Origin of the sequence: Brevibacterium antiquum (assembly GCF_016107655.1) — a bacterium.
In the GTDB taxonomy this organism is placed as follows: Bacteria; Actinomycetota; Actinomycetes; order Actinomycetales; family Brevibacteriaceae; genus Brevibacterium; species Brevibacterium antiquum.
Genome location: NZ_JABASX010000001.1, coordinates 375,899 through 393,594, shown reverse-complemented (window position 1 = coordinate 393,594; position 17,696 = coordinate 375,899). Strand labels below are relative to the sequence as shown.

Sequence of the window (17,696 nt, the reverse complement as noted above, 5' to 3'; positions counted from 1 at the left end):
CCCGTTAGGAGGAGAGAGACCACTGTTCGGTCAGCGGGAACAGGCTCGGCACGTCCTCGCGGATGGTTCGGCCGAAGGCCAATGCCCCGCCGAAGAGCTTTTCGATGGCATTGACAGAGTGCAGGACCCGATCCCTGGACAGCGGGGGCAGGAGCTCACCGTGCTTGAGGTAGCCCTTCAACGATCCGGTCGCCGCCATCTTCAGGCCGAGGCGTCCGGCGATCAGCCAGGTGATGCATTCGGCTTCGAAGCGGGACTGTCGTCCATCGATGTCCGTCTCACTGGCAGCAATCCCCAATTTCGGGAAAGCTCCGAGGTGTCCGGCATAGACCAGTGCGAGCTCATCGAGCACATGTTTCAACATCACAGTGGGACTCTGCGTCTTCGGCTGACCGGCGAGGTCCAGCCCCGTTCGGTGCAGAACGTCCATGACGAGACGATGCCCGTCCCACGTCGGTGCCCCAACTGCCTTGAAGGGGTTGAGTGCGGCATCGGGGACCGGAGGCCCGTGGGTATCCTCGACATCGTAGACGAAGCGCACCGGAGCGAAGGGGTGAAGCACGATCAATGCCACGGCTTCGTCTGTGAGGAGCCTGCCGAACTTCTGCTGCCATGCGTGCTCTGTCTCGACGAATATCGCTCCGGCATTCTGCTGCGCGATGAGAGCCGCGTTGAACGCGGCGACCTGGGGAAAACGGCGGACGAAGCCGAGCAGCTCGTCCCATGGCATCACGGATCTGTGACTGCCGACTTCGGCGTACAGTGCATCAAACGAATTCACGTTCTTATCCATGACCTCACGCTACGACTCGGCACTGACATGGCCGAGGCAGTCGCAATCACCTGCGGACATGGCCAAGCAGCGCTGGTCCCGCCTAGCATCGGGTCAGGGGCGAGCAGCGAACTCGGCGCTGCGAGTCGAGTCCACACGCTTTGAGTCCAGGAGGACGATATGACCGCTGACGACCACAACCTGACGATCCGCATCGGACATGACGAACTCGTCATCCGGCAGCGCTATCAGGTGCTGAGCATCGTCAACGATGTTCTCATCGGCATCTGGTTCCTCATCGGCAGTTTCATGTTCTTCTCCGAGGCGTGGGTGTTCACGGGAACCTGCCTCTTCGTCCTCGGCAGCGTTGAGATGCTCATCCGGCCGGTCATCCGCTTGATCAGGCACGTGCATCTGCAGAGGATCCGCGGGCCACAAGCCCCGACCACGGATGCCACGTACGACTTCTGAGCGGATCACCTGGAGAGGCCTCAACCGGCCGCTCCCCCGCACTGCTCGTCCTGATTCACCCGCCCCTCGTCCAGAAGCAGGATGCGATCGGCTGTCACTGCGGCCCAGTGCCGGTCATGGGTGGTGGCCAGGACGGATCCACCACGGCGGCGGAAATCCTTGGTGAACATGTTCAGTCTGTCGATGGCCTTGCGGTCTCTGCCCAGAGTCGGTTCGTCGAGGAGGAGAATCCGAGGGCTCAGGATGAGTGCCGAGGCCATCACCAGATCCTTGCGGAAGTCGATGCTCAGATCATAGGGATGAGTCTCGCTGAAAGAATCCAACCCAGTCCTCGCCATCGCCGAGGTGACCGCCTCCTGTCGGCGAGTGCGGATCGTTGCCCTGTCGCGGCGTCTGTGCGAGGGCAGCGGCACGGCGTGCATGAGCTCTTCGCGCACGGTCGCAGCGGAAAGCTGACTGCCTGGGTCCTGTCCCACCCAGCCGAGGTGCTGTGCTCGTTCATGGGCAGGAGCCTCGCCGAGGCTGACCGGAGGTCCGTTGCCATCGACGGTGATCATGCCCGATGTGCTGGCCCCGGCTCCGAGAAGACCAGCGAGACTGCGCAGGAGGGTGGACTTCCCTGCGCCGTTGGATCCCATGATCGACACGATCTCGCCGGATGCGAGATCGAGATCGATGTCGGTCAGGACGGTGACCCCAGCGCGGGCGACGCTCAGCCCGCGCACCGACAGTGCGACAGAAGCCGGGGCCGACGGTCCGGAAGCTTCAGAGCGGTCCGCCCAGCGTGGCTCATATGACTGGTGTGGCTCACGTGGCTCTCCTTGCCCACGTGGTCGAGTGTCCCAGATCCCTTGTCGTTCAAGTTCGCTGGCTGAGGGGCGGATGCCGGTCCTGATCAGCCGACCGGATGCCAGGATGCTCACCTGATCACAGGCCTGGGCCACCTCGTCGAATTGATGGGCGGTGATGAGGACCGCACCTCCAGCGACGCAGAAGGCCCGAAGCGCTGCGCCGAGGCGCCGCCGAGTCTCCGGGTCCAGGGACAGCGAGGGCTGGTCGAGGACCAGCAATGATGGATTCCCGGTGAGCAGTCCCGCCAGTGCGACGAGTTGGCGCTGACCACCGGAGAGAGTGTCGAGGCGTCGCCGCCACAGTTCGTCGATGCCCAGTGAGTCAAGGGCCTGGTGTGCACGCCTCTCGACCGCTGAGACCTCGTGCCCGCGCAGCCGCCCGGACAGCTGAACCTCATCGCCGACGAGGCTCGTCATTCCACTCAGCTGCGCCTCAGGGTCATCGCCGAGCATCACCGCGGTCCCCGCAACGCGGATGTGCCCGACGCTGGTTCCACGTTCGGACAACAACCCTGTGATCAGCCGGCCCAGGGTGGACGTACCCGCGCCCACCTCTCCGAGGATCGCATGCATCTGTCCTGGGGCCAGGCGGAGGTCGATGTCGGTCAGTGCTGCACAGGCACCGCTGCGGTAGGTGAAGCCGGCGCCGATGAGTTCGAGAAGCATGGCCTCAGTCACCCCAGATCATCTGGTCGGCAGTGGGCAGGGAAAGGACATCGGCCACGGAGCACACGACGAGGACGCAGGTGAGGAGGGGAACGCCTCGGCGCAGGAACCATTGGCTAAGGCTGTCGTGGTGATCCTGCAATGACATCACCTGCGTTGATTCTCCGAGACCGCGTTGTTCGAGCACGTCGTGACGCTGTTCGACCTCGATGAGGACGGAAGTGAACAGGCCGGTGACGATGCTCGGCAGCAGCCGAGTGCGAACCACCCAACTGCTCACGTCCCAACCGCGACTGGCGCGGGCCTCGATCATCTGCTGAGTGCGGGTGCGCATGAGTGGGATGAGGCCGATCGCCGAGGCACAGATATAGGCCACTGAGGAGGGCAGCCGCAAGGCCCGCAGCCCGTCATACAGGCGAGCCGAGTCGACTCCGAGTCCGAAGAATGCGCACAGGGACACGAGCGCACTGACCCGCAGCCAGATCTGAGCGGCGATTGCCAGTCCTTCGACGGTGAGCTGGGCGAGACCGTATCCCCACAGCACGGTCACCTCGGCGCCGGGGTAGAAGAGTCCCTGCACGATACTGAGGACGATCAGCGTCGGCAGGCACAGCACGCCGACGCCCATCGCCCAGGTGCGCAGCCTCACGGCAGGTGAGACTACCGCGGCGATGAGCGTGGCGGCGATGATGGCGATGGGCACGACCGGGGACGGGATGCCGAAGACGAGCAGCAGAGAGCATACGAGGATGATGATCTCGGTGGCTGGATGCCAACGGTGTGTGGCCTGCTGTTCCCGGTCGAGAACAGACGAGGTCATTCAGCCGACCCGCGCCGGCGTGCGCGAATTGCCCGAATTGCGGGAACTGCGCGAAAGACTGTGGTCGGTGAAAGGATACCTGTCGAGAATTCGCCGCGGCAGGGTGCGCACCACCACATAGGCCAGGGCGAAGATGATTGCCTTGTCGATGATGTCGGAGAACAGGCTCTGCGCCAATGTCGCGTTGAGCATCTCGAGGCCAGCTGCCTGCAGGACGGCGACGACGCCGCCGGTGCCCGAGCCCAGACCGCCGCCGAAGACGTAGGCAGCCACAGGAGCGCCGAGTGCTCCGGCAGGGATTCCTGCAAGAGCGCCGATGATGACGGCGAACCAGGGAGTGCGGAAGGCACCGAGCCGTGCCGCCCACCCTGCGGCTGCACCGATGAAGGCCGCCCCGGAGCTGAAGGCGATGACGCTGGGGCTCAGGGTGACTCCCCAGATGAGGTTGGAGATGATGCCGGTGAACGCTCCGGCTGCAGGACCGGCGAGGACGCCGATCATCACGGTCCCGATCGAGTCGAGGTAGAGCGGGATGGGGGTGACATTGCCGACGACATGGCCGATGACGATATTGGCGGCGATGGCGACGGGGATGAGCGCGAGAATGCTGCGCGGGATGAGCGGCAGTGTGCCGGCTGCGAGGAGGACTCCCCCGAGCAGGTATCCGAGCATGACCCACAGGGTCGTATGTCCCAAGTTCGTGCCGAGGTTGGCCGGTTGCGTCAGGAGGACCGCGATATATGTGCCGAGGATGACGATGGTGCCGAGGAAGGTCAGTGCGAGAGGAAGCGTGTGGCTCTGGTGACTCTTAGCGCCGTGACTCTCAGTGCTCTGGTTTTGTGCGGGACCGACGGTGTGTGCCGGCCCCTGCCCAGACTGTCTGGGTTTCGTGGTCATGATGGGGTCCTTTGCTCAGTGTCTCGCCGAGGTGGTCGAGGAAGGTCTGCGCGTCGATCGTGCGGATGATCTCGGCATTGACGCCCTTCCCCCACCGTCCCAGCCAATCGGCGACGGTTTCGCCACGTGTGAGTTTACCGGTGAGTTCGACGTCGACGGGCGCACAGATCGTCGTGGCCCACGGCAGTGTGCCTCGAGTTCCGTTCGCACTGGGTTCGTCGCCGCCCGCCGAGGTGGTTGTGATCTCATCGCTGCGTGCCCATTCGAGGGCGCAGGCGAGGACGAAGGGGTCATGGATGTGGGCGATGTAGCCCAGACCGTCCCATTCGTGGAACTCGAAGTAGAAGCGGAGGGCTTCGGCCATCTGGGCCAGCCAGTTGCCCCATCTCTCACCAGCACCAGACGATTCCCCCGTCCCGTCCTGCGGCTCCGGTGCCCCGTCCAGAGGCTCCAGTGCCGCGTCGAGGATCGTTCTCAACCGTGCGGGAGTCATCTCAAGAGCCTCGGTGGCTTCGATCGGGGCGATCACCGGCAGAGCCCGGTGAATACCCTCGCGGTGAGCGTGGTCGAAGGCGGCGAAGACGCTCGCTGTCGACTCGGGGTCGAAGGTGACGTTCCATTCGGTGGTCGGGAGAGTGTTGCCGCGATAGTTGAAGGCACCGCCCATGATGAAGAGTCGTCTCATCAGGTTGGGCAGTTCGGGTTCGATGGCAATGGCCAGGGCGAGGTTCGTCGACGGTCCGATGGCAACGCCGATGAGCTCTCCGGGGTGAGACCGTGCGGCATCCACCCAGGCCTGAGCGGCACTGATGGTGCTGGCCGGTGTCGCCGGTTGTGGAAGCCGCGCATATCCGGCACCGGTGGGTCCGTGGGTGAGGTCGGCGTACTCGGGCTCGGCATTAGGCGACATCGCAGAGTGTCCGTCGGTGCCTTCGGTCGGCCAAGCTGTGGGGAACTCGCTTCCCGGGTGAATGGGTATGTCGGTCCGTCCGGCAAGTTCAAGCCAGCCTTGAGCGTTGGCGCACACCTGGGCGGTGGACACGTTGCCGCCTGAGGCTGCGATGCCGATGATGTCGACATCGTCTTGGCACAGCAGATATCCGAGGGCGATGGCGTCGTCGATTCCGGGATCACAGTCGAGGAACAGCGGCAGGCGTGGAGGCATGTGTCCTATTCTGCCGGAATCCCATCGCCCTGCTTCTCACCACCGACTCATTCGCACCCAGTTCGGGCAGGGCTGCGTCGAGCCTCGACGCACGAACTGGCAGCACAGGTAGAAGATCTTCGCGGGTGGCTCGTTGATGCCGAATTCCCCACGCAGGTCGACCGGCTCTTGGGATTCGAACCCTGTGCCGATGGCTTCCCCGAATGAGGCCCCGGTGATCCACGGTCGTGATGCGAACGTGTAAGCGTTGTTGAATACCTCGCAGTCGCAGCAGCAGGCGCCCATGCTTCCCAAGCGTTCCATCAGCGCTGTGGCCCGAGGAGCTGTTCGGTCCCGAAATGTCAGGGCGAAGCGATGTGTTCCGTCGCAGCCGAATTCTCCGAGCTGGCGAAAGACGTAGCAGACCAAGCATTCGCCTGCCCTCGGCGTGAGGATGCGAGCTGAGGCTGCATCGACGATCGTTCTGACTTCTGATTCCATGGTGTCTTTGTCCATGCGTCAACGATTCCAGACGGCACTGACATGAACTGATGGCAAAATCGACCTCTGCACTATATGTGTCCTATTCGTGCTGATGAGGAACCCGAACGGTCGTGTGCGCATAGAATCGAGCCCATGAGCATTCTTGTCATCGGTGAGGCTCTCATCGACATCGTCAGCTCGGCCGGATCTTCAGATCGTTATGCTCCTGGCGGGGCACCGGCGAATATCGCCCTCGGCCTGGGCCGCCTCGGTGCCGATGTCGAGCTGCTCACCGATGTCGGAGATGACTTTCACGGTGGGTTTTTTCTGGCTCACCTGCGGGAGTCGCACGTCCGTGTGCATGCACGCCCGACCGGCTCGACCTCGACGGCACGAGCGCTGCTGTCAGCGGACGGCTCTGCCGAATACGAGTTCTCACTGCGCTGGGACCCCGATGCATCGCTGGTCGACAGCGGCGACTGGGCGGCAATCCATGTCGGTTCGATCGCAGCATTCCTCTCCCCCGGTGCCGGCGCCGTCGATTCCCTTCTCCAGCGCGGACGAGAGTCCTCGGCGTTACTGAGCTTCGACCCCAACATCCGGCCTTCCATCATCGGAGACCGAGAACAGGCACTGGCTCGGTTCGAGTCCCTCGCCTCACGGGTTGATGTCGTCAAGCTCAGCGATGTCGACGCAGATTGGCTCTATCCCGGTCAGAGTGCTGATGCCCAGATCGATCGGATCCTTCGCCTAGGGGCCAAACTGGTCGCACTCACCTGCGGATCGGAGGACTCGATCCTCTCGACCGCCTCGGCGAGGGTGAGGGTTCCGGCAGAAGCAGTGAAGGTGAGGGACACGATCGGTGCCGGAGATACCTTCATGGCCTCCCTTGTGCACGACCTGCAGGGCGCTCGTCCACGACTCCAGGACATGAACGAAGATGCGCTCACACACCTCGGCGAGAATGCCTCACGTCGGGCGGCGATCACCGTCAGCCGTGCTGGAGCGGACCTGCCTTGGGCCGGCGAAGAAGGCGCCTAGCTGCTCGAGGGCGATTCGGTGACCATTTCGACTGCCCTCGATCATGCCGGTTCCGACGAACGACACAACCTGGTCGACGATCGTCACCGACGTCCCCGGGGGGACGTCGGTGAAGGACCAAGTGATCAGTCCCGTGGCGAGGAGTTCGCCCCCGCGCCACACTGTGTCGGTGTGGACGGCGAATGTCTCCTCTTCGACGCGGACGTAGTCGATGGCCGCGTTGAACTCGAGCACTTCGGGGCTCCCACACCGATATCGAGCGCTGCCGCCCGTACGGAAGTCGTCGTAGTCATAGATGAGGCCATCACCATCGGGCACGCTCCACTCCTGCCTGGCTTCGGTGTCGGCGAAAGCCTCCCAGACGTCCCCGCGGGGACGTGCGATCTCCGTGCTCAGTCGGATGGTGTCGGTCATGGGGTTCATTGCAGACTCACTCACCGGAGAACACGATTCGATTGCCGTCGGGGTCAGCGATCTGCAGTATCCGCTGACCACCGCCCGGCTGCAGCCCGCCATGGTCGATGCCGGCGGCGGACAGTCGATCGGCAAGTGCATCGAGGTCCGACTCTCTGATGACCGCGGTCGAGTACCCGGCGCGCTTCGGCTCGGTCCAGATCTGGAGTCCGAACTCGCTTCCGAAATGCCATTCGAGCAGTCCCGGCATCGGCGCGACATCAGGGTCTCGCTCGAAGACCGTCGAGTACCAGCCGTGCGCCTGGTCCTGATCATTGACGGTGATGCTGGCCATCAGACCGGTGAACATGATCGCTCCTTTGAGATCGATGAGTGGGTTCAACATCCAAAGCAATTGCATTATGCAACTACTTATTCAAGGCAACCACAGAAATGCGAATCCGACAAGAGGCGAGATCGCCGTTCGCTTAGCAAACAGTCGTCGGCAGGCGGCGCTAGTCAGGCGACCGCCTGCATTCAGACCTCACCTAAGCAGTGCCGCGAACTGCAGCCTCGTACTCGGCCTGCAGACGCTCCGAAGCCCGTGGCCGAGGAGATTCAGGAAGGGCAACGCCGAGGTGGGCCTCCCGCAGTTCGTCCATGAGATCGTCGACCAGCTCGGGCGACTCAGCGAGAATTCGGGCTCTCACCGTCAGCTCGTGAGAGGTCGGGCGGTGGTTCATTCCCCAGGTGCCGAGGGCGACCATGACCGGCACCACCTGGATTCCGGCCTCGGTGAGGGAATAGGCGGCCTTTTGGCCGCGAACCGTGTCTGCCCGGGTTAGCAGGCCTTCGTCGACCAGCTTCTTCAGGCGACTGGAGAGCATATTCGAGGCGATTGACTCGTCATTGAGAGTAAGGAGCTCGCGAAAATGGCGGCGATTGCCGAACACGATGTCGCGGAGCACGATGAGGCTCCAGGAATCACCGAGGACTTCGACGGCCGCGTTGATCGCGCAGCCCGAGCGCGGTTCGCTTCGCAATTCACCCTCCCAAGTAGTTGCAATCGGCAATCACTACATTCTACGCTTGACTCACTCATCGCTGACTATCACATCGGAGTGATCATGGTTCGAGTACGCGTACACAGTCAATTCGTCTCACTGGACGGCTACTCCGCCGGCGACTATGTGACGTTCGACGAGCCGATCGGCGGCGCCAAAGCACTCTTCGGCTGGTTCGACGGGCGCGGCATCGAAGGCATCGGCGCCGTCGACGCCCCGGTGACCCTCGACCGTGCGCTGTTCGCAATGTGGGGACAGGGCATCGGCGCCGAGATCATGGGTCGGAAGAAATTCGGGCCGCAGGAGGGGCCGTGGCCCGATGACGGGTGGCGCGGCTGGTGGGGCGAGGAACCGCCCTTCAAGACTCCGTGCTTCGTCCTCACCCACCACCCGAACGAGGCGATGAAGTTTCCCAATGGGACGAGCTTCCATTTCGTCGATGACACCCCCGAGGCGGTCCTGGACCAGGCGATCAGCGCCGCGGACGGCCTCGACGTGCGCATCGGCGGCGGTCCGTCGACCATTCGCCAGTTCCTCGCCGCTGGCCTCATCGACTTCATGCATGTGGCAATCGTGCCGATTACGCTGGGCACGGGTGTCTCACTGTGGGAAGGCATCCGCGGCATCGAGGACCGCTTCACGATCGAGACGATCGGCTCGTCGAGTGGTCTGACCCACCAGCTCTGGAACAGGAAGGATCGAGGGTGAAGACGTCGTGGGCATGACACACAGATGGGGAGATCGAACGCTGAGTTCGATCTCCCCATCTGTGTATCGCGAAATATGGGTGTCGCGAAGTCTTACTTCACAGCCTCGGCGATCGGAGTGTCACCGTCGTAGAAGTTCACGGTCTCTCGCTTCGCCGCCCCGTTGGCGATGACATGGGTCATCACATCGGCGACGAGTTCACGTGAGGTCACTCGCGTGTCACTGTCCGGGGTCGCGCCGTCGACGTCACCGGAGCCATCGGCCAGCAGCACGCTGCCCTTCGACGGTTCCAAGGTCAGACCGCCGGGCCCGAGGATCGTGTAGTTCAGGGAGCTTGCACGCAGGTGCTCATCTGCTCCGTGCTTCGCTTCAACATAAGGGTAGAACGAGCTCTCCGGATCGACTCGGTCGAGGTCGACGCCCGCACTGGCATAGGACACGATGACGTAGCGATCGACTCCCGCTTGTGCGCTGGCGTCGATGGAGCGTTTCGCTGCCTCAAGATCCACAGCGCGGGTCCGGTCAGGATTGCCGCCACCGGCACCTGCCGAGAAGACCACGGCCTTTGCTCCGGTGAAGAGCTCCGCGAGCTTGCCGGTGTCAGCCGATTCGATGTCGAGGACAACGGCGTTCGCGCCCGCAGCCTCCACCTCAGCGGTCTGATCCGGATTTCGGATGACGGACTCCACCGAGTATCCGGCTTCCTTCAGCTTCGGCGCGGCCAAGAGCGCAATCTTGCCGTGGCCTCCGAGGATGACTACGCGATCTGCATCAGACATGTGAATCTCCTTTGTTGGCGACGCTTGCTCCTCATCACAGCGACAAGCCAGGTGGATTTATTCCACCCCGACGCACCAGATGTGAGGTCGGTTCGAGGTCGAGGAACCGTTGAACTCGGTCCGTGCCTCGGCGAAAATAGCGTCAGACGCACATTCACTAGCCGGATTCCTCACCGAACATGTGAACGACGGTCGTTGAGACTTCAACCTCCGAACAGGCGCGAGTCGTCCGAGTCGTCCGACATCGAGTCGAATCCTTCGCCCTCGATCTCGAAGACATCGACGTCGGCCGGCAGACCGGCGATGAGGATATTCGTTATGACTCCCATGCTCGTCAGCTTGACGAAGATCTTATCTGTGAGGCACCCATTCGGCTCGGGTCACAGTGCACTCGCGTCGCTGAGTAACCTGGCGTTCATGTCGTGAAGCGGCGCCGCCTGACGAGGTCCTGTCCGCGGCTCACGCCAGGTATTCGGGAACTGGCCACTCGGCCCGCTGATTCGAAGGCCCTCATTCGCACCGATGCCGACCAGGCTGCCATCGTCACTCAGAAAGCGTTTGAGCCATAGCACGAGGGCACAGTCGATGCCCGAGAAGACAAGTGATTTATATTATGAATGGAATGTCACTAAGGTGTGAAGCACATTGTTGCGCCGCACTGGACGCACCAGCAGTCGGCCGCGGGAGGAGTTGGGACTTGTCACTCGAGAATACATCTCCGGTTCGAGGCAACAGCTACGTTGAGATTGCCTACGATCATGTCCGCAGCCTCATCCTCTCAGGCGAGCTGCCGCCCGGCAGCCGTGTCACCGTTGCACCAATCACCGACTCCATCGGCCTGTCACCGACGCCGATCCGCACGGCACTGGCCGCGCTCGAAAGACAGGGTCTCCTCGTCGCGCTGGAACATCGGGGATACTTTGTGCCCAAGCTCAGCCGAGACGACATTCTCGAAATCTACGAAATCCGAGAAGTCATCGACAGCGTAGCCTCTCGTCGTGTTGCCCAACTGAGCTCACGAGACGCCATCGTCACAAGCTTGGAAGAACTGCTCGACCGGCAGTCTCACGCGGTGGCAGCAGGAGACATCCCCGCCTACCGCGACCTCGATCTCGCATTCCACAAGACCATCTGGCGAAGTTCGGGCAATCACAGATTGCTGGCATTGGCCGAGAACCTTCTGGGCCAAGTCCGAATTGGAAACAATGTCTCCTCCCGTGTACCCGGACGAGTCCAGACCTCGCTCATCGAGCATTCCGCGATCATCGAGGCAATCCGGTCCGGCTCCGCCAAGGACGCCGAAAAGACAACCCGGAAACATGTGAGAGAGGCGAGTCGTTCCCTGGCCGAATACCTCTCCCGACACGACGGCGCTTCCCCCGACAACTGACCCTTCCGCCTGCCCAACCCATTGACTCTGCACATCGTCATGCGTATCTTTGAATTTAATCAAATCAAATATCTGATTTGAAAGCATAAGGATGTGCTCCATGACCGCAGGAACTTCACAGGACAATGGCTTCCCAGGACCCTCCGCGGATGAAAAGGTCGGAATGCGGGGCGGCCCCATCGCCGCCTTGATTCCAGCCCTCGTATTTGTGGGAGTGCTTGTCTGGCTATCTCTCGCAGAACGAGCCACCATTTCCGGGTTCTGGGTCGGAGGATGGGCGGCGATCGTGATCGGCCTTGTTCTCAGCACGACCAAACGAAAATTCACCGAATCCATCATCCGGGGGCTCAGCGATCAGACCGGAGCGGTGATCATCACCGCTTTCATCTTCGCAGGAGTGTTCGGTTCGCTCCTCAGCGGTGGCGGCTTGGTCAAAGGGCTGCTGTGGCTCGGATTGACCACAGGGCTGCACGGCAGCCCGTTCACCGTCCTCGCCTTCGTATTAGCCTGCATCTTCGCCGCAGGAACCGGGACTAGCGTCGGAACGGTCGTCGCCATGGTTCCCGTGCTCTATCCTGCCGGCGTCAATCTCGGTGCAGACCCCACGATGCTGGCCGTCGCTATCATTGCCGGTGGAGCCTTCGGCGACAACATAGCCCCGGTCTCTGATTCGACCATCAGTTCCGCCTACACCCAGATGGCTCGCATGGGCGAGGTCGTCAAGACTCGTCTGCCGTTGGCCCTGACAGCGGCTGGAATCTCCATTGTGGTCTTTGCGATATTCGGTGGTTCGGGTTCCGAACCCACCGAACAGTTCATGCCAGATACGACGCCGCTGGGCCTCGTGATGCTCATTCCCTTCGCCATGGTGATTATCTTGGCAATCCGTGGACATCACATCATCACGTCCCTGACTTGGGGGTCTCTGAGCAGCATTGTCCTCGGCCTGGCGACAGGCCTCCTCCACCCGGGCCAAATATTCTCCATTCCTGCAGACCAAGGTGATTCCACCGGGCTGATCGAAGACGGCATCTCCGGAGTCACTGGGGCCGTCGTTCTCGTGCTTTTCATTCTGGCGCTGGCTCAGCTGCTCGCCGACAGCGGTTTGATGGGCAAGGTCCTCGTCTTGTTGCAGGCCCGTGCCGCCAGAGGCGTCCGCAGCGCCGAATTGACTATCGTCTGCATTACGATCCTGTTCACGATTCCACTCGGCTCCAATGCCCCCGCGATCCTCTTGGTGGGACCGACCCTCGCCCGCCCGCTGGGTCTGAGCCACGGCTTGGCCCCCGCCCGAACGGCGAATCTGCTCGACTGCAGTGCCAACACTGTCTTCTACATGCTCCCCTGGCACAACGCAGTCATCGTCTGGTACGTCACCGTCCTGGCCACGGCCACGGACCACGGGCTTCCCGCTCCCGGCATCGGCGCCGCATTCCTCAATCCTTACGCCTGGGGACTCCTCATCGTCCTCGTGATCTCCGTCCTCACCGGATGGAACAGAAAATACAGCCCAGCCCACACCGCCACCAGCAGCAATCGCTGATATCACCTAGGAGAAGCCGATGCAGCTTTCACAATTCCCACGACGTCGCTACACGCACGGGGACACACCCATCGAGTTGCTTCCCCGCCTGAGCGAACACCTCGGCGGACCCGACATCTATATCAAACGGGATGACCTGCTCGGTTTGGCCTCGGGAGGGAACAAGACACGCAAACTCGAATTCCTCATCGCCGATGCGCTGGCACAGGGAGCCGACACAATCATCACTACAGGGGCCGTCCAATCCAACCACTGCCGCCTGACATTAGCCGCCGCTGTGAAAGAGGGGCTGAGCTGCCGGCTGATCCTCGAAGAGAGAGTGGAAGGCTCATACGATTCGGATGCCAGCGGTAACAATCTCCTCTTCAAACTCCTCGGCGCTGAACAGATCACAGTCGTCTCCGGGGGTACCGATCTGGAGCAAGCAATGTCCGATGCCGCCGATGACGTCAGAAGAATTGGACGGACGCCCTATGTGGTCCCCGGAGGGGGATCCAATGCATTGGGCGCCCTGGGTTATGTTGCGTGTGCGCAGGAGATCATGCAGCAATCCTTTGACCAGTCCCTGACTTTCGACCACATCGTCTGCTCGAGCGGATCAGGCGGCACGCATGCTGGGCTGGTCGCCGGTTTCCACGGGAATGAGAGTTCTGCCCAAGTCACCGGCATCAGCGTTCGCGCAGACAGCCGACCGCAAGAGGCCAAGATCCTCCAGCTGGCGAACGCAGTCTCCAAACTTGGCGGCGGATTCGGCTTCGTTCCCGCCGAGGCAGTTACCGTCCGCGATGAGTACGTCGGCCCTGGATATTCCCTTCCCACTCCTGAGATGACTGCAGCAATCCAACTCTTCGCCAGGAAGGAAGGCGTCCTCCTGGACCCGGTCTATACGGGAAAGACCGCCGCCGGGCTCATCGACCTTGTCCGCACGGGCACGTTTGGCGACGACAGCAGAGTCCTTTTCGTTCATACCGGCGGGTCTCCTGCACTCTATGCCTACCCGGATGCCGCACTCGCCGATACTCATGCCTGACCCCACAGCAGACTCCCGCACGATCGGAATACTCGGGGGCATGGGACCAGCCGCAACTGTCGATTTCTATGACAAGCTCGTCCGGTGCACGCCGGGATCGCGAGACCAAGAGCACCTGAGAGTGGCCCTCTGGGCCGACCCGACAGTGCCAGACCGGATTCGAGCCCTTGCAGGCACCGGTCCTGATCCGACGCCGTGGCTCGAACAGGGCATCGCGCATCTCATCGCCTGCGGCGCCGAAATTCTCGTTGTGCCCTGCAACACCATTCATATCTACCTGCCGAAAGTGATGCGGAACAAGGACATCGAGTTCATCAGCATCATCGATGCAGCTGTCGATGCTGCGGTGGATGCGCGAGTCGACACGTCCATCGGACTGCTCGCCACCGACGCCACACTCGCGTCCTGCCTCTATCAGCAGGCTCTCGAAGCCCGGGGGCTGAAGACGATACTTCCTTCGCCTGAGATGCAGAGCCTGCTGAAGAACATCATCGGCCAGGTCAAAGCCGGCAACACGGGCCAGCAGGTGCGCGACGACGTCAGCACAATCCTGAAACAGCTGGGTGACACCGCCACTGCGGCTATCGCTGCATGTACCGAAATCTCAGTGATCCTCAACCAGATCGACAGCGATATTCGGATCATCGACCCTTCACTGGCCTTAGCGCGGAAGGCGGTTAAACGAGCACAAGCACCACTGCCGCTCACCGTCCGAGGTGTACAGCTGCACAGATCGAATGGAGAAGAGAACAGATGAACGAAGACACACCCCCTGCCCCTCCCCCGTCGCGCGAACCAGTCAGCCGCCGCAGAGCGCTGATCGGCCTGTCTGCCGTCGGCGGCATCGGAGCAGCTACCATCGGCGGATTCGGGTTCGCGCGCGGTGCGCTCACTCCCGAGAAGCTGACGCCCGCACGATTCGCCGATCGCTTCGAACACGTCTTCGGCAGACATGAAGGGTTCCGGCGCAACCATGCCAAAGGGCTCAGCGCCACTGGCTACTTCACCAGCAACGGAGCCGGAACTGTGGTGTCCACAGCTTCCGTGTTCAGGTCGGGAACATATCCGGTGACCGGTCGCTTCTCACTGTCTGGTGGTCTGCCGTGTGCCCCTGACAACGCATCGGTGGTGCGCGGCCTGGGCCTCCAAATCGACCTGCCCCACGGCGAGCAATGGCGAACGGCAATGGTGAACATCCCGGTCTTCCTCGACAGCACGCCGCAGAACTTCATCGACCGTCTGGTCGCGTCCCAAGCAGATCCCGAGACGGGAAAGCCTGATCAGAAGAAGGTCAAGGCCTACCTGGAAGATCATCCCGAAACTGTCGCGGCAATGAAGATCGTCCACCAGCATCCACCGACCTCCGGATTCGAGAACTCCACCTACCGAGGGCTCAACGCCTTTGGGTTCACCAATGAGGACGGACAGACGGTTCCGGTGCGGTGGATGCTCGTTCCGGAAGAACCGGAGGGCTCAGAGAAACCTCCGCAGGAGCAGTCGTCAGAGGATTACCTGTTTGAGAACCTTGTTCGCGCCTCGAGTGCTCCGCTGCAGTGGCATCTCATCCTGACACTTGGCCAGCCGGAAGATCCGACGAATGATGCAACCAAGCCGTGGCCAGATGATCGGCGCACGATCGATGTGGGCACGGTGACGATCAATTCGGTGCGGGCCGAGGCTCCGGGGAATGCTCGCGATATCAATTTCGACCCGCTCGTTCTCCCCGACGGGATCACACCTTTGGACGATCCGCTCCTAGCCGCCAGGTCGTCGGTCTATGCCCAGTCATTCGCCCGCCGATCCAGAGAGACCCACCACCCGAGCAAGATCGACGCCGAGGCGGTGCGCCGTGCGTAATGGAGCAACCGTGCGCTACGCCCTACCGTCACGACTCCTCCACTGGATCATGGCAGTCATGGTCGTCGTCCAACTTCTCATCGCGGCGGTGATGATGGCTTCACTGGCCTACTATCCCCTTCTTCTGGCCCTCCATAAACCTCTCGGAATCGTCATACTCATCTTCATCGTCATCCGCATTGTCAACGTACTCCTGCACCGCCCTCCACCAGCTATGTACACGATGGGGCTATGGGAGCGTCGTGTGGCGAAAGGCTCTGAATTCCTGCTTTACGGCTTGCTGCTGATCCAGCCCTTGATCGGTTGGGCCATGCTCTCCGCAGCAGGTGACCCTCTGAGTGTCGGGCCGATGCACCTGCCTCCCATCGCACCGGAGCAGACGAGCCTCTTCGGTGCACTGCGAGTTGTCCACTCAGTGCTCGCATACCTGCTCTTCGCCTCTTTCACCGCTCACTTGTGTGCCGTCCTCTTTCACACACTGGTGCTGCGCGACGGCCTATTGAGCCGAATGGCATTGTGGACGAAAGGATGGGCCGCTGACCACGTTGAGACTGTTGCCGACGAAGCCGCCGAACACCAGGCTGACGTCAATTCCGAAGCGGACTCGAATGCCCACCCGGTGAAGGACGGGCGCTGGCTCGGCGACTGAAACGAAGCCCCGGTCGGACAGGTCATGCGCCTTCGGTGCAGGTGGATGCGCCGTCGTTCGCGTGCCTGAGAGCGCAAGCCCAGTGGGTGCTCTACCGTAGTGAGCATGCTTCGACGTCTCATCGCCCGCGCATTCTGGTTCCTCGGCCCCTGGAAACTGGTCACCGAACCTGCCCCGAGCCGACCCACCGTCCTCATCGGTGCCCCGCACACCTCCAACTGGGACTTCCCGGTCATGCTCGCCATCGCCTGGCGCCTGGACATCGAGGTGCACTGGCTGGGCAAGACGAGCCTGTTCACAGGGTGGCGTGGACCGATCATGCGCGGACTCGGCGGGATTCCTGTCGATCGATCCGATCCCAAACGCGTCGTCGCCGAGGTGATCGACCGTGTCCATGCCGGTGAGGTCTTCGGATTGGTTGTCACCCCCGACGGCACCCGCAAAGGGCACACTCATTGGAAGTCGGGCTTCTACCGGATAGCTATGAAGACCGGGATGCCTGTGACGCTCGGCTTCGTCGATCGGACAACGATGACCACCGGGCTGGGGCCGACCATCGAGCTGACCGGGGACGTGGCTGCCGATATGGACCGGATCCGTGAGTTCTACGCCGACAAGGCAGGCATTCGTCCCAACCACCGAGTCGAACCACGACTGCGCGAAGAACTCGAAACAGACTGAGCACGTGGATGATCTGCACGTGCCCGCCGGACCCGGGATACCCCATGGTCTCGTGGTGCCCGGCGCCGAGCTGAGCGAACAGTTCTCACGGTCATCCGGTCCCGGAGGACAACACGTCAACACCTCCGACACACGAGTGCAGCTGAGCCTCGACCTAGGATCGACCACCGTGCTGACCGACGAGCAGCGCGAGCGAGTCCTGCATATTCTCTCGTCCAAGCTCTCCGGGTCAGTCCTCACCGTCAGTTCCGAGGAACAGCGGTCGCAGCTGCGCAATCGCAACGCGGCCAGGCAACGACTTGCCGAGATCCTGCGAGAAGCACTCGCCCCACCAGTGATGCGCAAAGCGACCCGACCGTCGAGGAACTCCCGGCGTCGGAGAGTCAGAGCCGAGCGACGTCGCTCCGAGATCAAACAGAATCGCAGACGACCTCGGCACGACTGACCGCCTCTGCGA

Annotated in this window: 22 protein-coding genes; 11 read left to right on the top strand and 11 right to left on the bottom strand. The window is 62.1% G+C overall.

Annotation, left to right across the window (positions count from 1 at the left end):
• Positions 1 to 4 precede the first annotated feature (4 nt).
• Positions 5 to 793, bottom strand: a complete 789-nt coding sequence (locus tag JFC13_RS01775) for a hypothetical protein (RefSeq protein WP_198395388.1) — start codon at positions 791 to 793, stop codon at positions 5 to 7.
• A 159-nt stretch (positions 794 to 952) separates the two neighbouring features.
• Here JFC13_RS01775 and JFC13_RS01770 point away from each other — a divergent pair, with 159 nt between their 5' ends.
• The gene (locus JFC13_RS01770) at positions 953 to 1,243 is read left to right on the top strand and encodes a YrhK family protein (RefSeq protein ID WP_198395387.1); all 291 of its coding nucleotides are present in this window, start codon (positions 953 to 955) and stop codon (positions 1,241 to 1,243) included.
• A 20-nt stretch (positions 1,244 to 1,263) separates the two neighbouring features.
• On the opposite strand, the gene JFC13_RS01765 is transcribed toward JFC13_RS01770, so the two are convergent.
• From JFC13_RS01765 to JFC13_RS01745, 5 genes are read right to left on the bottom strand one after another with little or no spacing between them, the layout of a single operon-like run.
• Positions 1,264 to 2,772, bottom strand: coding sequence for an ABC transporter ATP-binding protein (locus JFC13_RS01765; protein ID WP_198395386.1), 1,509 nt, complete (start codon positions 2,770 to 2,772; stop codon positions 1,264 to 1,266).
• Entirely contained in the window at positions 2,765 to 3,580 is an 816-nt protein-coding gene (locus tag JFC13_RS01760) for an energy-coupling factor transporter transmembrane component T family protein (protein ID WP_198395385.1), read from the bottom strand. The genes JFC13_RS01765 and JFC13_RS01760 overlap by 8 nt, the downstream gene beginning before the upstream one ends.
• On the bottom strand, positions 3,581 to 4,477 hold the full coding sequence (locus tag JFC13_RS01755) for a histidine kinase (RefSeq protein WP_198395384.1): 897 nt from the start codon (positions 4,475 to 4,477) through the stop codon (positions 3,581 to 3,583).
• Positions 4,404 to 5,642 carry a nucleoside hydrolase gene (locus tag JFC13_RS01750; protein ID WP_198395383.1) on the bottom strand — a complete coding sequence of 413 codons (1,239 nt, stop codon included), beginning with the start codon at positions 5,640 to 5,642 and terminating at the stop codon, positions 4,404 to 4,406. The genes JFC13_RS01755 and JFC13_RS01750 overlap by 74 nt, the downstream gene beginning before the upstream one ends.
• A 36-nt stretch (positions 5,643 to 5,678) precedes the next feature.
• Positions 5,679 to 6,137, bottom strand: a complete 459-nt coding sequence (locus tag JFC13_RS01745; protein ID WP_198395382.1) for a DUF2695 domain-containing protein — start codon at positions 6,135 to 6,137, stop codon at positions 5,679 to 5,681.
• 120 nt (positions 6,138 to 6,257) lie between these two features.
• Here JFC13_RS01745 and JFC13_RS01740 point away from each other — a divergent pair, with 120 nt between their 5' ends.
• Entirely contained in the window at positions 6,258 to 7,145 is an 888-nt protein-coding gene (locus JFC13_RS01740; protein ID WP_198395381.1) for a carbohydrate kinase family protein, read from the top strand.
• Here the strand turns inward: JFC13_RS01740 and JFC13_RS01735 are convergent.
• From JFC13_RS01735 to JFC13_RS01725, 3 genes are all read right to left on the bottom strand, one after another.
• Entirely contained in the window at positions 7,074 to 7,559 is a 486-nt protein-coding gene (locus JFC13_RS01735; protein ID WP_198395380.1) for an SRPBCC domain-containing protein, read from the bottom strand. The genes JFC13_RS01740 and JFC13_RS01735 overlap by 72 nt on opposite strands.
• A gap of 16 nt (positions 7,560 to 7,575) precedes the next feature.
• On the bottom strand, positions 7,576 to 7,908 hold the full coding sequence (locus tag JFC13_RS01730; protein WP_198395379.1) for a VOC family protein: 333 nt from the start codon (positions 7,906 to 7,908) through the stop codon (positions 7,576 to 7,578).
• Between the two features lie 178 nt (positions 7,909 to 8,086).
• Positions 8,087 to 8,611 (bottom strand): winged helix-turn-helix transcriptional regulator, encoded by a 525-nt coding sequence (locus JFC13_RS01725; RefSeq protein WP_232488038.1) that lies wholly within the window; start codon positions 8,609 to 8,611, stop codon positions 8,087 to 8,089.
• Positions 8,612 to 8,665: 54 nt separating this feature from the next.
• Here JFC13_RS01725 and JFC13_RS01720 point away from each other — a divergent pair, with 54 nt between their 5' ends.
• Positions 8,666 to 9,310, top strand: coding sequence for a dihydrofolate reductase family protein (locus JFC13_RS01720; protein WP_198395378.1), 645 nt, complete (start codon positions 8,666 to 8,668; stop codon positions 9,308 to 9,310).
• A gap of 92 nt (positions 9,311 to 9,402) precedes the next feature.
• Here JFC13_RS01720 and JFC13_RS01715 read toward each other — a convergent pair whose 3' ends face one another.
• Both JFC13_RS01715 and JFC13_RS19590 read right to left on the bottom strand, forming a co-directional pair.
• Entirely contained in the window at positions 9,403 to 10,089 is a 687-nt protein-coding gene (locus JFC13_RS01715; RefSeq protein ID WP_198395377.1) for an SDR family oxidoreductase, read from the bottom strand.
• Positions 10,090 to 10,292: 203 nt separating this feature from the next.
• Entirely contained in the window at positions 10,293 to 10,418 is a 126-nt protein-coding gene (locus JFC13_RS19590; protein ID WP_269769967.1) for a hypothetical protein, read from the bottom strand.
• A gap of 368 nt (positions 10,419 to 10,786) precedes the next feature.
• On the opposite strand from JFC13_RS19590, the gene JFC13_RS01710 reads away from it, so the two are divergent.
• The 8 genes from JFC13_RS01710 to arfB all read left to right on the top strand — a co-directional run bounded on the left by JFC13_RS01710 (position 10,787) and on the right by arfB (position 17,684).
• Complete coding sequence (locus JFC13_RS01710; protein WP_198395376.1) at positions 10,787 to 11,479, top strand: GntR family transcriptional regulator; 693 nt, start codon at positions 10,787 to 10,789, stop codon at positions 11,477 to 11,479.
• A 100-nt stretch (positions 11,480 to 11,579) separates the two neighbouring features.
• Positions 11,580 to 13,022, top strand: a complete 1,443-nt coding sequence (locus tag JFC13_RS01705; protein ID WP_198395375.1) for a Na+/H+ antiporter NhaC family protein — start codon at positions 11,580 to 11,582, stop codon at positions 13,020 to 13,022.
• A 19-nt stretch (positions 13,023 to 13,041) separates the two neighbouring features.
• Entirely contained in the window at positions 13,042 to 14,052 is a 1,011-nt protein-coding gene (cuyA, locus tag JFC13_RS01700; RefSeq protein WP_198395374.1) for a D-cysteate sulfo-lyase, read from the top strand.
• Positions 14,045 to 14,809 (top strand): cysteate racemase, encoded by a 765-nt coding sequence (gene cuyB / locus JFC13_RS01695; RefSeq protein WP_198395373.1) that lies wholly within the window; start codon positions 14,045 to 14,047, stop codon positions 14,807 to 14,809. Before cuyA ends, cuyB begins: the two co-directional genes overlap by 8 nt.
• On the top strand, positions 14,806 to 15,909 hold the full coding sequence (locus tag JFC13_RS01690; RefSeq protein WP_198395372.1) for a catalase family peroxidase: 1,104 nt from the start codon (positions 14,806 to 14,808) through the stop codon (positions 15,907 to 15,909). The genes cuyB and JFC13_RS01690 overlap by 4 nt, the downstream gene beginning before the upstream one ends.
• Positions 15,902 to 16,558, top strand: a complete 657-nt coding sequence (locus JFC13_RS01685) for a cytochrome b (protein ID WP_198395371.1) — start codon at positions 15,902 to 15,904, stop codon at positions 16,556 to 16,558. The genes JFC13_RS01690 and JFC13_RS01685 overlap by 8 nt, the downstream gene beginning before the upstream one ends.
• A 105-nt stretch (positions 16,559 to 16,663) precedes the next feature.
• On the top strand, positions 16,664 to 17,239 hold the full coding sequence (locus JFC13_RS01680) for a 1-acyl-sn-glycerol-3-phosphate acyltransferase (RefSeq protein WP_198395370.1): 576 nt from the start codon (positions 16,664 to 16,666) through the stop codon (positions 17,237 to 17,239).
• A 4-nt stretch (positions 17,240 to 17,243) separates the two neighbouring features.
• A complete protein-coding gene (arfB, locus tag JFC13_RS01675; protein WP_198395369.1) occupies positions 17,244 to 17,684 on the top strand; it encodes an alternative ribosome rescue aminoacyl-tRNA hydrolase ArfB in 441 nt (146 codons plus the stop codon).
• Positions 17,685 to 17,696 lie beyond the last annotated feature (12 nt).

Coding starts and splice junctions, on each gene's coding strand:
- JFC13_RS01775 (WP_198395388.1), bottom strand. CDS start 793: ATGGATAAGAACGTGAATTCGTTTGATGCACTGTACGCCGAAGTCGGC.
- JFC13_RS01770 (WP_198395387.1), top strand. CDS start 953: ATGACCGCTGACGACCACAACCTGACGATCCGCATCGGACATGACGAA.
- JFC13_RS01760 (WP_198395385.1), bottom strand. CDS start 3,580: ATGACCTCGTCTGTTCTCGACCGGGAACAGCAGGCCACACACCGTTGG.
- JFC13_RS01755 (WP_198395384.1), bottom strand. CDS start 4,477: ATGACCACGAAACCCAGACAGTCTGGGCAGGGGCCGGCACACACCGTC.
- JFC13_RS01750 (WP_198395383.1), bottom strand. CDS start 5,642: ATGCCTCCACGCCTGCCGCTGTTCCTCGACTGTGATCCCGGAATCGAC.
- JFC13_RS01745 (WP_198395382.1), bottom strand. CDS start 6,137: ATGGACAAAGACACCATGGAATCAGAAGTCAGAACGATCGTCGATGCA.
- JFC13_RS01740 (WP_198395381.1), top strand. CDS start 6,258: ATGAGCATTCTTGTCATCGGTGAGGCTCTCATCGACATCGTCAGCTCG.
- JFC13_RS01735 (WP_198395380.1), bottom strand. CDS start 7,559: ATGACCGACACCATCCGACTGAGCACGGAGATCGCACGTCCCCGCGGG.
- JFC13_RS01730 (WP_198395379.1), bottom strand. CDS start 7,908: ATGTTCACCGGTCTGATGGCCAGCATCACCGTCAATGATCAGGACCAG.
- JFC13_RS01720 (WP_198395378.1), top strand. CDS start 8,666: ATGGTTCGAGTACGCGTACACAGTCAATTCGTCTCACTGGACGGCTAC.
- JFC13_RS01715 (WP_198395377.1), bottom strand. CDS start 10,089: ATGTCTGATGCAGATCGCGTAGTCATCCTCGGAGGCCACGGCAAGATT.
- JFC13_RS19590 (WP_269769967.1), bottom strand. CDS start 10,418: ATGGGAGTCATAACGAATATCCTCATCGCCGGTCTGCCGGCCGACGTC.
- JFC13_RS01705 (WP_198395375.1), top strand. CDS start 11,580: ATGACCGCAGGAACTTCACAGGACAATGGCTTCCCAGGACCCTCCGCG.
- cuyA (WP_198395374.1), top strand. CDS start 13,042: ATGCAGCTTTCACAATTCCCACGACGTCGCTACACGCACGGGGACACA.
- cuyB (WP_198395373.1), top strand. CDS start 14,045: ATGCCTGACCCCACAGCAGACTCCCGCACGATCGGAATACTCGGGGGC.
- JFC13_RS01690 (WP_198395372.1), top strand. CDS start 14,806: ATGAACGAAGACACACCCCCTGCCCCTCCCCCGTCGCGCGAACCAGTC.
- JFC13_RS01680 (WP_198395370.1), top strand. CDS start 16,664: ATGCTTCGACGTCTCATCGCCCGCGCATTCTGGTTCCTCGGCCCCTGG.